The 12,485-nt window shown below is 61.5% G+C and carries 17 protein-coding genes and 1 pseudogene; 8 read left to right on the forward strand and 10 right to left on the reverse strand.

Going from position 1 to position 12,485, the window contains the following annotated elements:
- Positions 1–172, reverse strand: a 172-nt coding sequence (locus tag A1351_RS23920) for a TetR family transcriptional regulator (protein ID WP_157096246.1), incomplete at its 3' end; no start/stop codon positions are given.
- 50 nt (positions 173–222) lie between these two features.
- Between A1351_RS23920 and A1351_RS10560 the strand changes: the two genes are divergently transcribed.
- The 4 genes and pseudogenes from A1351_RS10560 (at position 223) to A1351_RS24680 (ending at position 2,050) form a co-directional block, all read left to right on the forward strand.
- Positions 223–453: a DUF4287 domain-containing protein gene (locus A1351_RS10560; RefSeq protein ID WP_064032940.1), complete on the forward strand. Its 231-nt coding sequence runs from the start codon at positions 223–225 to the stop codon at positions 451–453.
- Positions 454–506: 53 nt separating this feature from the next.
- Complete coding sequence (locus A1351_RS10565; RefSeq protein WP_064032941.1) at positions 507–911, forward strand: DoxX family protein; 405 nt, start codon at positions 507–509, stop codon at positions 909–911.
- A gap of 20 nt (positions 912–931) precedes the next feature.
- Positions 932–1,057: pseudogene (locus A1351_RS24675) on the forward strand (cell wall hydrolase); the annotation flags it as partial.
- 198 nt (positions 1,058–1,255) lie between these two features.
- Positions 1,256–2,050, forward strand: a complete 795-nt coding sequence (locus A1351_RS24680; RefSeq protein ID WP_157096247.1) for a hypothetical protein — start codon at positions 1,256–1,258, stop codon at positions 2,048–2,050.
- 47 nt (positions 2,051–2,097) lie between these two features.
- Here the strand turns inward: A1351_RS24680 and A1351_RS10570 are convergent, their stop codons facing one another.
- Positions 2,098–2,463, reverse strand: a complete 366-nt coding sequence (locus tag A1351_RS10570) for a tRNA-binding protein (protein WP_064032957.1) — start codon at positions 2,461–2,463, stop codon at positions 2,098–2,100.
- Between the two features lie 115 nt (positions 2,464–2,578).
- Positions 2,579–2,884, reverse strand: a complete 306-nt coding sequence (locus A1351_RS10575; protein WP_064032942.1) for a hypothetical protein — start codon at positions 2,882–2,884, stop codon at positions 2,579–2,581.
- Between the two features lie 363 nt (positions 2,885–3,247).
- Here A1351_RS10575 and A1351_RS10585 point away from each other — a divergent pair, with 363 nt between their 5' ends.
- From A1351_RS10585 to A1351_RS10600, 4 genes are all read left to right on the forward strand, one after another.
- A complete protein-coding gene (locus tag A1351_RS10585; protein ID WP_348630681.1) occupies positions 3,248–3,787 on the forward strand; it encodes a histidine phosphatase family protein in 540 nt (179 codons plus the stop codon).
- A 57-nt stretch (positions 3,788–3,844) separates the two neighbouring features.
- On the forward strand, positions 3,845–4,390 hold the full coding sequence (locus tag A1351_RS10590) for a hypothetical protein (protein WP_026598131.1): 546 nt from the start codon (positions 3,845–3,847) through the stop codon (positions 4,388–4,390).
- A gap of 147 nt (positions 4,391–4,537) precedes the next feature.
- Positions 4,538–6,031, forward strand: coding sequence for a YcjX family protein (locus tag A1351_RS10595; RefSeq protein WP_026598130.1), 1,494 nt, complete (start codon positions 4,538–4,540; stop codon positions 6,029–6,031).
- Between the two features lie 241 nt (positions 6,032–6,272).
- Entirely contained in the window at positions 6,273–6,767 is a 495-nt protein-coding gene (locus A1351_RS10600; RefSeq protein WP_157096248.1) for a hypothetical protein, read from the forward strand.
- A gap of 31 nt (positions 6,768–6,798) precedes the next feature.
- On the opposite strand, the gene A1351_RS10605 is transcribed toward A1351_RS10600, so the two are convergent.
- From A1351_RS10605 to ribH, 7 genes are all read right to left on the reverse strand, one after another.
- Positions 6,799–7,083 (reverse strand): type II toxin-antitoxin system death-on-curing family toxin, encoded by a 285-nt coding sequence (locus A1351_RS10605; RefSeq protein WP_064032945.1) that lies wholly within the window; start codon positions 7,081–7,083, stop codon positions 6,799–6,801.
- A 10-nt stretch (positions 7,084–7,093) separates the two neighbouring features.
- Positions 7,094–7,315: a hypothetical protein gene (locus A1351_RS24685; protein WP_157096249.1), complete on the reverse strand. Its 222-nt coding sequence runs from the start codon at positions 7,313–7,315 to the stop codon at positions 7,094–7,096.
- A gap of 3 nt (positions 7,316–7,318) precedes the next feature.
- On the reverse strand, positions 7,319–7,561 hold the full coding sequence (locus A1351_RS10610; RefSeq protein ID WP_064032946.1) for a hypothetical protein: 243 nt from the start codon (positions 7,559–7,561) through the stop codon (positions 7,319–7,321).
- Positions 7,562–7,689: 128 nt separating this feature from the next.
- Positions 7,690–9,873, reverse strand: a complete 2,184-nt coding sequence (locus tag A1351_RS10615; RefSeq protein ID WP_064032947.1) for a sodium-translocating pyrophosphatase — start codon at positions 9,871–9,873, stop codon at positions 7,690–7,692.
- Positions 9,874–10,075: 202 nt separating this feature from the next.
- Positions 10,076–11,059, reverse strand: coding sequence for a thiamine-phosphate kinase (thiL, locus tag A1351_RS10620; protein ID WP_064032948.1), 984 nt, complete (start codon positions 11,057–11,059; stop codon positions 10,076–10,078).
- Between the two features lie 189 nt (positions 11,060–11,248).
- Positions 11,249–11,707 carry a transcription antitermination factor NusB gene (nusB, locus tag A1351_RS10625; protein ID WP_024879395.1) on the reverse strand — a complete coding sequence of 153 codons (459 nt, stop codon included), beginning with the start codon at positions 11,705–11,707 and terminating at the stop codon, positions 11,249–11,251.
- Positions 11,704–12,204, reverse strand: coding sequence for a 6,7-dimethyl-8-ribityllumazine synthase (gene ribH, locus A1351_RS10630; protein WP_064032949.1), 501 nt, complete (start codon positions 12,202–12,204; stop codon positions 11,704–11,706). Before ribH ends, nusB begins: the two co-directional genes overlap by 4 nt.
- Positions 12,205–12,485: the final 281 nt, after the last annotated feature.

Here is a 12,485-nt window from a genome sequence, read left to right on the forward strand (position 1 = left end):
AAACGGTCGCCGCGGCGACGCCCGCTGTTTCGGCGATCCGGGCGATCGTCACCCCGTCTATGCCCTGATTCGTGAACAGCTCCTTCGCAGCGTCGAGAACGCGCGTCTTCGTCGCCTCGGCGGATCGGCTCCGAAGCGCTGATGCATATCGCCGCTTGCCACTCGCCGCCATTTTAGATATATATCACTATATTCAATATGTGTATCTCCAAGAGATCGACCATGACGTTCCAAGCCTATCTCGACAACATCAAAGCGAAGACGGGCAAGGACGCCGACGACTTCAGGACGCTCGCCGAGGAGAAGGGCTTCACGCGACGAGGAACGCTCGAGAAAGGCGTCAAGGCCGGCGAGATCGTCAAGTGGCTCAAAGAGGATTTCGGGCTCGGTCACGGCCACGCCATGGCAATTTACGCTGTGCTCAAGGGCGGGAGACCATCGCTCCCCGAATAGCGGCGCATATCGAAAGCAACGACTCTGCGAGCCTCGAACCAAGGAACGCGCATATGACACGATCGGACGCGGCCGCGACTCGAAACTGGATGCGATGGACCGGCTATGGCGTCACCGGACTCGTGAGCCTGTTCATGATGATGGACGTGGCCATGAAGCTCGCGCAGCTTCCCGTCGTGTTGGAAACGACGGCGCAGCTCGGCTGGCCGACGGCGACCGTCGTCCCGCTCGGGCTCGTCTTGCTGATAAGCACAGCGTTGTACGCGATGCCGAGAACATCCATTCTCGGGGCCATATTGCTCACGGCATATCTCGGCGGCGCCGTCGCGACACATATGCGTATCGGCAGCCCGCTTTTCAGCCACACGCTGTTCGGCGTCTATGTGGGCATAGCGCTCTGGGGCGCTCTCTATTTGAGGAGCGATCGCCTACGGAGCTTGATCCCCATCAGCCGATAGAGGGGCGCGCCAGGCAATGCGCGAGCGTCGGCCGCTCGATGCATTACCATGCAAATTATGCGAAGCCACGCAGGGCCAAGGCGGTGAAGAAGATGGATAAGATCGGCAATCATATCTTCTATCGGCTGCGGCCGGGGCAGACGTGATCTGTCGCCTCTGAAGGCCAAGAGCGCAGTTAGCACAGCACCTTGTTGACGATGAATTTCTATGTTAATCGTACCCAAGAAAATTAGGTCATCGTTCTGGAGAGCAGAATAGCGATGCAATTAATATTTATTTTGTGCTGGGCAATGATCCTCATCTCGACTTGCGTAACTGCTCATACAGACGACAACAAGCTTGCAATGAGCGAAATTACAAATACCGCTGATCGGATATGTGGCATAGTAACCACGTCAGGGCAGTCAATCAGCGCTAATGCCAATGCTGAAATAAAGGCAGAATTAGATGGCCTAGCAAAAAAGCTGGCCAATTTGGGATTTTCTGCAAAAGGAAATTTTAGCACAACCAGCTATGAGAATGTGATTCAATCTGAACTTCCAACCACGCTACGCGAGGTCAGAGAATGCAAGTTGAAAATATTTGAAATTTTAACAAAAAAATTTGTAGAATCAGAAGCGAAAAAGGAAATAAATAGCGGATATCTAATTCCAGCCCAAGATGATATCCCGGAAAACCCCTGCGGAAATATAACAGAAAATTCTGTTGTGCTCCTATACGGCAGCAGCGCATCCATCGCTAGCAAATTCCCGCATTCAATCGCAAGAATAAATGGGAAATCAGTTGCAATTTTCAATATGAATGAAAATGGAAACATTTATATTGATCTTGATATAGAAAGCGCTGATGGGAGAAAAATTGTTTCTATAATAAAAAACTCATTTTCTATTAACACAAATAACTATTATAGTATAGAACGACCAGACAGAAGCACAATTATTGTTTTTGATCGCCAAAAAACACGCGTGCTGGATGTTAGATACCTGAATGAGAAAGCTATACGAGTCCTTGGGACCTTTCGATCAGATGGGCATACTATCATAATTGAACAGAAGTCAACAATTGTTGATGGCTTTCGACTTTCAAGAACGTGCGTCAAAAGCGCCATTGAGGACTCTGTAGATTTTAACATAAACTGATTTTACTTCGACTTAGCATCATTATTTTAGTTTAATTAAGTAGATCCTCAATACAACCGCGCCCCATTCGGCGCCGCCCGCTCCGGCGCGACCAGCACCACATCGCCATTTTCGTCGGGAAAGCCCAGCACCAGCACCTCGGACATGAATTTGCCGATCTGCCGCGGCGGGAAATTCACCACCGCCGCCACCTGACGCCCGACCAGCGTCGAAACATCGTAATGCACCGTGATCTGCGCGCTGGAGCGCTTCACGCCGAGGCCAGGGCCGAAATCGATCTCGAGCTTATAGGCGGGCTTGCGCGCCTCGGGAAAGACATGGGCGGCGACGATCGTGCCGATGCGAATATCGACGGCCGAAAAATGCGTAAAATCGATCCGTTCGGCCGCGGGCGCGGCGGGGTCGGAGCTCATGCGTAAAAATCCGTGGCGCGCTCCGGCGCCGCTTTTCGTCGAGAAGCCGCACAAAGCGGCCTCTCGACAAAGAATACTCGCCGCCGGCCCACGCTCGCGGCGGGCCGGCGCCGTCTCAGTGCGCGGCCCAGTCGTCGCGGGTGGGCAGCACGTCGCGCAGCGTCTTCATCTCGACCCAGGCGAAGGCTCCGTCCGGATCGGCGACGGCGATGCTGTTCTCGATGATGAGCTTGTCACACAGCATCACGCAGATGGCGTCGATCGGCGCGCTGGTGTCGTTCTCCTCGGTCATGCGATCGATGGAGATCTCGCCCTCTTCCTCGCCCTCGACGAGGTGCATGATGAACACCTCCTCGTGCCCGGCGACGCCATGCGCGTTGACCCTGAAAGTTTCGCCACGATATTGGAATTCGCGGATCATGCGTTCCCTTCCCCCAGTTCCCACGGCGCGAGCGCCGCCAATCGACAAAGTCCGCCGCGCGCAAGAGATTTCCGTCCTCGGGCGCGCGGAACGGCGGCTGGCCGCCATTGGGGAAATTGCTATAGCGCAACCGAGGCGCTTCGAAAACCTCGCGCGCGAGCGGATCAGCGCGGCATTTCGCTCGCGGGACCGGCGGGCGGCGCCACGCATATGGGCGCGCCGCGTCGCGAAACTTTCGCTATGATCGGCAAAGAGTGATTTCCGGCCGGACAGGCTCCGGCGCGCCTGCGGGCGCCTTTTACGAAAAAATGTCGCTCGGGGCGCTTCCGCTCCGGGCCGCCGTCTAGCGATCGGGCCGAAAGAATGATGCGACGTCTCATCCTGCTGCGCCACGCCAAAGCCGACGCCCATTCCGCGGGGGGCGACCGCCAGCGCCCGCTGACGAAGCGCGGCGAGGAGGACGCCCGCTCCGTCGGCCGCTATCTGGCCGAGGCCGGGCTGGCGCCTGATCTCGCCGTCGCCTCCGACGCGCGTCGGGCCAAGCGGACGCTGGATCTGACGCTCGAGGCCTTCCCCAAGGAGGTCGAGCGCCGGCTGGACGACGAATTCTATCTCGCGACGCCCGATCGGCTGCTGGACGCCGTGCGTCAGACGCCGGCAGAAATATCCACTCTGCTCGCCATCGGGCATAATCCCGGCTTTGCCGAGCTCGCCTCGGCCCTCGCCTCCGATGGCGAGCCGGAGGCGCTCACCCGCATGCGCTCCAAATATCCGACCGCGGCGCTGGCTGTGCTGGATTTCGACGCCGAGGATTGGGCGATGGTCGGCGAAGGCGCCGGCCATCTCGAGCGTTTCGTGACGCCTGGCGATCTGCGCGGCGGCGTCGCCGACGAGCCGGACTGAGGGGTGCGGACGCATTGTTGCATTCGGTCACCTTTGTTCATTGATGTGAGGCCCGATATGGTCGGCTGGCTCGAATGGGTTCAGAAGATCGAGGCAAGGGTGCGCGTGCATTTCATGTACGAGCGCACCGTCTGGTTTACGCCCCGAGACGGGAGTTCCGAACAGGAGTTGCTGATCTCGTCTTGCAAAGGAAAGGAATTCGATTGGAATAAAACGCTGTGCCATTGGCAGTCCGTTCTCGAAACGCGCTCCGAAGAGCAGAAAGCGGAGCTGCTGACGACACTTGCTCTCAACCGGAAGGAGCAAGAAAAAGATTTACGCCCCTATTTGGATGCCGAGTTCGGAGATAAATTTCGTTCGCACAACACGCCTGACGATGGATGTCACTATGTGGTCGTCATAGAAGATGGCGTGATCGGACTCGAGGCGTCGAGTTACTTCAAGGGCGAAACGATACAGGTTTTCGTGCCGGCGATCGATGAGCTGGCCATGTCTGAAAAGCCTCTTTGCATCACGAAAAGTCATTCTTTCGCTAATTCTGAGCTTGCGCGCCTGATGCGATCCATTGGGAGGCCGATCCCTATCGACGAGCCCCCGGCCTGATAGGGCGGAGGCGCGAAGCCCGAGGAAGGGCGGATATCGGGCCGAAGTCGACGACGAGTCCGAGGAACTGCGCTTCGATCGACTACCCAAAGTCTCGGCCAGGAGCTAGATGAGGCTGTCCTCTCCCATCCAGCCGAAGCCGCCACCTTGTCGCAGATTTCCGATCTTCTCTTCGACACCACCGTCGCCGCCGCCAGCCTCAAGGATTTTCTGGCGGGCGGGCGCTTGCGGCTCGGTGTCACCGGCCTGTCGCGCTCCGGCAAGACGGTGTTCATCACCTCGCTGGTGCATCATCTAACGCGCGCTGTCGCCGCGCATGGCCGCAAGAATCAGCTTCCCGTCTTCCGCGTCGCCGCCGAGAATCGCTTGCGCAGCGCCCATCTCGATCCGCAGCCGGACGACGCCGTGCCGCGCTTCTCCTATGAGGAGCATCTTTCCGCGCTGACCGGCGCCGATCGCCATTGGCCGCAATCGACTCGGCGCATCTCCGAGCTGCGCGTCACGCTGGAATATGACCGCAAATCCGCCGGGCTGCTGTCGAGCTTCCGGCCCGGTCCGGCGCGGCTGGACATAGACATCGTCGATTATCCCGGCGAATGGCTGCTCGACCTGCCGCTCCTGGAAAAATCCTATGCGCAATGGTCGCGCGAGACGCTGGAGGCCGCCTCGGCCGCGGCGCGCGCGACCATCGCCGCCGATTGGCGCGGCGCGACGGCGGGCGTCGAGCCGCAGGAGCCCGCCTCCGAGGATGTGGCGCGCAAGCTCGCGGCGCTATTCACCAATTATCTGCGCGCCGCCAAGACGGAGCGCTTCGCCCTCTCCACCTTGCCGCCGGGGCGCTTTCTGATGCCGGGCGAGCTCGAGGGCTCGCCGGCGCTGACCTTCGCGCCGCTGCCGGTGGAGGAAGGCTCGGCGCCTCCGTCCGGGAGCCTCGCGGCGATGATGGAGCGCCGCTACGAGGCCTATAAGACCCATGTGGTGCGGCCCTTCTTCCGCGATCATTTCGCCCGGCTCGATCGGCAGATCGTGCTGGTGGACGCGCTCGCGGCGCTGAACTCCGGCCCCGCCGCCGTGCGCGATCTGGAGACCGCGCTCGCCGATGTGCTGACCGCCTTTCGCACCGGCCGCTCCAATCTGCTCTCGACGATCTTCCGCCCGAAGATCGACCGCATCCTCTTCGCGGCCACCAAGGCCGATCATCTCCACCATACGAGCCATGATCGGCTCGAGGCCGTGCTGCGGCATCTCACCTCGCGCGCGATCGAGCGGGCCGAGGGCGTCGGCGCGACCATAGACGTGATCGCGCTCGCCGCCGTGCGCGCGACGCGTGAGGCCATCGTCAAGCATGACGGCGAATCGCTCGCGGCCATCGTCGGCACGCCGATCGAGGGCGAGCGCATCGGCGACGACGTATTCGACGGCGTGGCGGAGGGCGCGATCTTCCCCGGCGAATTGCCGGCCGATCCGCGCCATGTCTTCCGCGGCGACGCTCTGGCGCTGGCCGAGGAGGACGCCGATTTCCGCTTTTTGAAGTTCCGCCCGCCGATCGCCTCCCTCGGCCGCGACAAGGAGCCTTTGCCCTTGCCGCATATTCGGCTGGATCGGGCGATGGAGTTTTTGTTCGGGGATAGGGTGGGGTGAGGTAGCCGCGTCTCATTTACAGAAAAATTGGAGCATGACGATGCTTCGCGCGTTCATCATGATTTTTATCGTCTCGATTTTTGTCCGAGAGGTCCGAGCCGAAGAGTTCGGATGCGAACTCGTTTGGCGAGGCTATCCTTTCACCGTCGTTCGAAATGGCGACGGAAACGAGATCGCCTATACAATGTCGAGCGCCAACTCTCGCTGGGAATTGCAGCCTTTCGGCTATCATACGACGGCGGTGATCGAATGCGCGCATTGCGAGGCGGGAGCGGTCATTCGCGCGCACGTCTGGTTGACGGGGATCAAAAAGCGTTTGGATGACCAATCCGTATCGCGAGACATCGTCGACCCTGCCTTTATTCCTTGGTTCTTGACCTCCTACGCGCGCGCGAGACCGATAGGCAAGGCGCATTCGGTGCGCTTCTCGAATTTTGTCGGATGGCGACGCCACTTCGAAGCTTTACAGGAAGACGGACGCAGGAGCCACGACATTGTCGTGGCGCTGGCGAGCGACGATTGTGGTTCGATCTCCATTCGGCTGGAGACTTCGCCATCGGAAGCCGATCGCTCCATCGCCGACGCCGTCGACGAGTTGCTAGAGGCCATCCAGATCACATCGCGCGTAACGACAGCCCGCAGGGAGACGCGAGACTCCTCCTCGCCAGAGATGGATTTCGGGCAATTTCGACAATGGGTTGCTCGGAATGAGGGCGTGGGGCCGACGCGAAGGTGAGGTTGGCGCCCTGACGAGAGTTGACCCACGATCAAGGAGCCGTGTTCTGCCTTAGCCATTGGTCGAGCGCATCGAAACGAAAAGAGCCGGCTTCGTAGAGACGAGATAGAAAGGCCCATGTGTCATCGGCGTCAGCGGTCAGTCGAACGCCATTTATCGCCAGGAACGTGAACATGACGGCAAAAGCGGTGCGTTTATTGCCGTCCACGAAGGCATGATTTTGCGATAAGCTTTCCCACAGCGCCGCCGCCTGAGCGATCAAGTCCGAATAATATCCTGACTGCGGCCGGAACAGCGCCGCCTCGAGCTGCTCCAATGGATTACTTTTATATCAATTTGCTGCGGTTGAAAACGATGATGTCTGCTGATTCGTCACCCTGGAAATGTTCATGCTCCCACTTAGGGTTCAATTGCATTTGCTCTGCACATCGAGCAAAGAAATCTCTCAGGGCGAGAGCTTTGGGTTGATCGACACATATTGTGACCTCTCGTAGCTCTATTAAATTTTTTCCATTTAAAAGACCATAGCCGTAGAGCTTGATCGTCATCACTCACTCCATGCCATCGAGAATGGACAGCGTCTCATAGAGCGATCCGAAACGCTCGAGACTGGACTCATAGGCGGACATGACATGCGCCCGCGGTCGCGCATTGTCATGTTTTTCAACATAGGCGCCGAGAGCCTCCTCCACGATCGACTGAAGCTGACGCCCCTCTTCCTTGGCGATTTTTCGGATCGCCGCCAACATGTCGCGATCCAACTGCGTGGCGAATTTCTCCCGAACGACGGCCATCGCGCTCTCCCTCGAAAGCAAATACCGGCCACTATCAAGAAGCATCAAGATAAATCAAGAACCGAAGCCGACATGAAAAAAGGCGGGGTCTCCCCCGCCTCTATTCGCTACTCGCTATTCGCCTCGCCTCACCGCGCCAAAATCGCCAGCAGCAGCAGCGCCACAATGTTGGTGATCTTGATCGCCGGATTCACGGCCGGGCCGGCGGTATCCTTATAGGGGTCGCCGACCGTGTCGCCGGTCACCGAGGCTTTGTGCGCGTCGCCGCCCTTGTAATGGGTGACGCCGTCCTTATCGACAAAGCCGTCTTCGAAGCTCTTCTTGGCGTTGTCCCAGGCGCCGCCGCCGGAGGTCATCGACACGGCGACGAAGAGGCCGTTGACGATGACGCCGAGCAGCGCCGCGCCCAGCGCCGCAAAGCCATTGGCCTTGGAGCCGGAGATGAGCGTCACGCCGAAATAGACGACGATCGGCGCCAGCACCGGCAGCAGCGAGGGGATGATCATCTCCTTGATCGCCGCCTGCGTCAGCAGATCGACCGCGCGGCCATAATCGGGCCGCTGCGTGCCGTCCATGATGCCGGGCTTCTCCTTGAACTGCCGGCGCACCTCTTCCACCACGGAGCCCGCCGCGCGGCCGACCGCCGTCATGGCGATGCCGCCGAAGAGATAGGGGATGAGGCCGCCGAGGATGAGGCCGGCGACGACATAAGGATTGGCGAGATCGAAATCGACCTTGCCGATATCCTTGAAGTAGGGGACGCCGCTCTCGGTGAAGTGCCGCAGATCATTGGAATAGGCGGCGAACAGCACCAGCGCGCCGAGACCGGCGGAGCCGATGGCGTAGCCCTTGGTGACGGCTTTGGTGGTGTTGCCGACGGCGTCCAGCGCGTCGGTATTGTGGCGCACTTCCTTGGGCAGGCCGGCCATCTCCGCAATGCCGCCGGCATTATCGGTGACGGGGCCGAAGGCGTCGAGCGCGACGATGATGCCGGCGAGGCCGAGCATGGTCGTCACCGCAATGGCGACGCCATAGAGGCCGCCGGCCTGGAAGGCGAAGATGATGCCGAGCGCGATGACGATCGCCGGCGCCGCCGTCGCTTCCAGCGAGACGGCGAGGCCCTGAATGACATTCGTGCCATGGCCCGTCACCGAGGCCTGGGCGATCGACACCACGGGACGCTTGCCCGTGCCGGTGTAATATTCGGTGATGTAGACGATGAGGCCCGTCACCAGCAGGCCGATGAGGCCGGCGAAGAACAGGCCATAGCCATGGATCGCCTCGCCATTGGCCTTGCCGATCTCGCCCCAGCCGACCGTGAAGGTGGTGGCGAGGAAGAGGCCGCCGATCGACAGCACGCCGGCGGCGATGAGGCCCTTGTAGAGAGCGCCCATGATCGTGTCCGGCACGCCGATCTTCTCGAACAGCGGGCTGGCGATCTTGCCGAGCTCGGAATCATCGGCGCCGAGCTTCACGAAATAGGTGCCGGCGATGGAGGTGACGATGGAAAGGCCGCCGATCGCCAGCGGATAGACCATGGCCGAATAGAGTCCCGCCTGTCCGGCGAAGAAGATCGACGCCAGCACCATGGTCGCGACAATGGTTACGACATAGGTCTCGAAGAGATCGGCCGCCATGCCGGCGCAATCGCCGACATTGTCGCCGACATTGTCGGCGATGGTGGCGGGATTGCGCGGATCATCCTCCGGAATGCCGACCTCGACCTTGCCGACAAGATCGGCGCCGACATCGGCGCCCTTGGTGAAGATGCCGCCGCCCAGACGCGCGAAGATGGAGATCAGCGAGCCGCCGAAGCCGAGCGCGACCAGCGCATCCACGACGGTGCGGTCGGAAGGCGCATAGCCCGCGAAGATGGTGAGGATGAAGTAATAGATCGCGACGCCGAGCAGGGCGAGGCCGGCGACCAGAAGGCCGGTGATCGCGCCCGCCTTGAAGGCGATGTCGAGGCCGCCGGCGAGCGAGATGGTCGCCGCCTGCGCGGTGCGGACATTGGCGCGCACGGAGACATTCATGCCGATGAAGCCGGCCGCGCCCGAGAGCAGCGCGCCGATGAGGAAGCCGAAGGCCACCGCCCAGCCGAGCAGAATGACGAGCAGCACGAAGATGACGCCGCCGACATAGCCGATCGTCGTATATTGGCGTTTCAGATAGGCCTGCGCGCCCTCCGCGACGGCGCCGGATATTTCCTGCATGCGCGCAGAGCCGGCGTCCGCCTTCTCGAGTTCTTGCCAAGTCTTGACGCCATAGGCGACAGACAATAGTCCGAAGACGATGCTGAGAAACAATACCATGACGATTGCGCCCTCTCCGTTCCTCGGCCGCGCGCGCTGATTTGTTCTCGTGGCCCGCGCTTGCGGCAGTTTTCGTCCCGGCGACAACGATATTCCGACCACAGTCGAATCGTACGGCTGCGGCGCCGGGGAATAGCGCGCCAGTCATGCCAGAAACGCCGGTTTTCGGCAATGGCGGCAAAGGTCGCGCGCCGCCGCGCGGTTAGAAGTGACTGAAGGATAGACGACTGAATTTTAAAATAGTTCCAGATGAATTGTAGAATTGTGGCGGCTCGGCGCCGGCTGTGACGACGCCGATCTCGACGAGAGCGACCCCCGCCTCCCCCGCCGCGAGCGCCAGTGCGCTGGCGGCGTCGGCGGAGGCGCAGCAGAGGATCTCGTAATCGTCCCCGCCCGTGACCGCGCGAGAGAGCAGCTCCGGCTCGAGCGCGATCGCCTCGCGCGCGGCAGCCGAGAGCGGAACCTTGGCGACCTCCACCTGCGCGCTCGCCCCGCTCGCACGAAGCAGCTTGGCGAGATCGCCAACGAGACCATCAGAAACGTCCATCGCGGCGCCCGCATGGTCCCGCAGCGCCGCAATCAGCGGCAGGCGCGGCTGCGGCAGACGATAGCGCTCGAGCAACGTCGCCCGCGCCCCATGCCCCAGCCGCGAGGCGAAAGCCTCGCCGCGCGCGACGCCGAGGCCGAGAGCCGCGTCGCCTATGGTTCCGGAAACGAAAATGCGATCCCCCGGCCGCGCGCCCGCACGCGAGACGAAGCGCGGCGCGCGGCCGAAGGCGGTGATGGAGATGGTCAGAGGTCCGGGCGTCGCTGTCGTGTCGCCGCCGAGCAGCGGACAGGCGAAGGCGCGCGCATCCTCGGCGAGGCCGGCGGCGAAGCTGCGCGCCCAATCATTGGTCCAATCGGGCGGCAGCGCCAGAGTGAGCAGAAAGCCGAGAGGCTCCGCCGCCTTGGCCGCGAGATCGGAGAGGTTTACGCGCAAGGCCTTCTTGGCGACGAGGCCGGGCGGATCGTCGGGGAAGAAATGCACGCCGGCGACCAGCGCATCAGTGGTGACGACGATCTCCTGCGCCCCACGCAGCGGCAGCAGAGCGGCGTCGTCGCGCAGGCCGAAGGCGCCCTCCCCCGCAAGCGGAGCGAAGATTTCGGCGATCAGCTCGTCCTCGCTGAAGCGGCGCTCTGTCATGCGGTCTCTCTCGGAAGAGCCTTTCCGTTCGCATCATCCTAGACGAACCAATCCCCTCATCCTGAGGAGGCCCCCGGAGGGGCCGTCTCGAAGGATGGGCCGCCGCGCCTTCTGGAGCATCCTTCGAGGCTTTTTGCGTTCCGCAAAAAGCGCCTCAGGATGAGGGCGCGGGGTTTTGGATCGCACGCCTCACTTCTCGGCGAAATGCTCCGGCCGCGCCTGTCGCGCCAAGCGATCCAGCACGGCGTTGATCATGCCGGATTCGGTCGCGCCGAAGAAGGCGCCGGCGACGTCCACATATTCCTTGATGACCACTTTGACAGGTATGTCGCGCCGAAACCCCAGCTCATAGCCGCCGGCGCGCAAAATCGCGCGCATCACCGACTCTATGCGCTGCAGCGGCCAGCCGCCCTGCAGAGCGCCATCGAGCGCGCGGTCGATGGTCTCCTGATTGTCGAGCACGCCTTTCACGATATCGCGGAAGAACTGCAGCTCGGCCGGCTTATATTGGACGCCCTCGATCTCGCGGCCGATCCAATGCGACTCGAATTCGGCATAGATCTCGTTCAGTCCCTTGCCGGCGACCTCCATCTGGTAGAGCGCCTGCACGATGGCGAGCCGCGCCGCCGATCTCTCCTCGACGCTCACGAGCGGCCCCCGAGCTTGCGCTTCAAGCGCACCAGAGCGAGCGCCGCCAGCGCCGCGTCGCCGCCCTTGTCGGCCCCGCCCTGCTTGGGATCGGCGCGCACCACGGCCTGCTCCTCATTGTCCACGGTCAAGACGCCATTGCCGAGCGGCAGGCGCCGCGAGACCGAGAGATCGGTGAGAGCGCGCGCGCTCTCATTGGCGACGATCTCGAAATGATAGGTGTCGCCGCGAATGACGCAGCCGAGCGCCACCACGCCCTCATATGGCGCGCCGGCGGCCTCCGCCGCGTCCAGCGCGATGGCCGCGCCGGCCGCCAGCTCGAGCGCGCCGGGAACGGTGATGGTGGTGACGTCACAGCCGAGCTCTTCCAGCGCATGGACGGCGCCCTCGTGCAGAAGCTCGACGATATCTTCGTTGAAATGCGATTCGACGACGAGAATGCGCGCGCCTTCGACAGGCGCGAGATCATCGTCATCGGCGCGGTAAGACCCTGCCATTCACGACTCCATGGGCGGAGGGGCGCACCCCTCCCTCACCCTCCCCGCCATGCGGGAGAGGGATGCGGCGAGCGTCCCGCGAACTCTCTATGAAGTGCGCAACCTGCTCCCTCTCCCGCGAAGCGGGGGAGGGTTGGGGAGGGGGCGCGCGACGCTCTATGAAACGAAGCGGCGATGGATACACATTTTTTCGGGGAAAGCCTACAGCTCGCGAATGTCGGCGGACACATATTTGCGCCGATCGCTATCGGCTCGTAATCAATTATTTTTCGACCGACGAG

This window comes from Methylosinus sp. R-45379, assembly GCF_001644125.1.
Taxonomy (GTDB): Bacteria; Pseudomonadota; Alphaproteobacteria; order Rhizobiales; family Beijerinckiaceae; genus Methylosinus.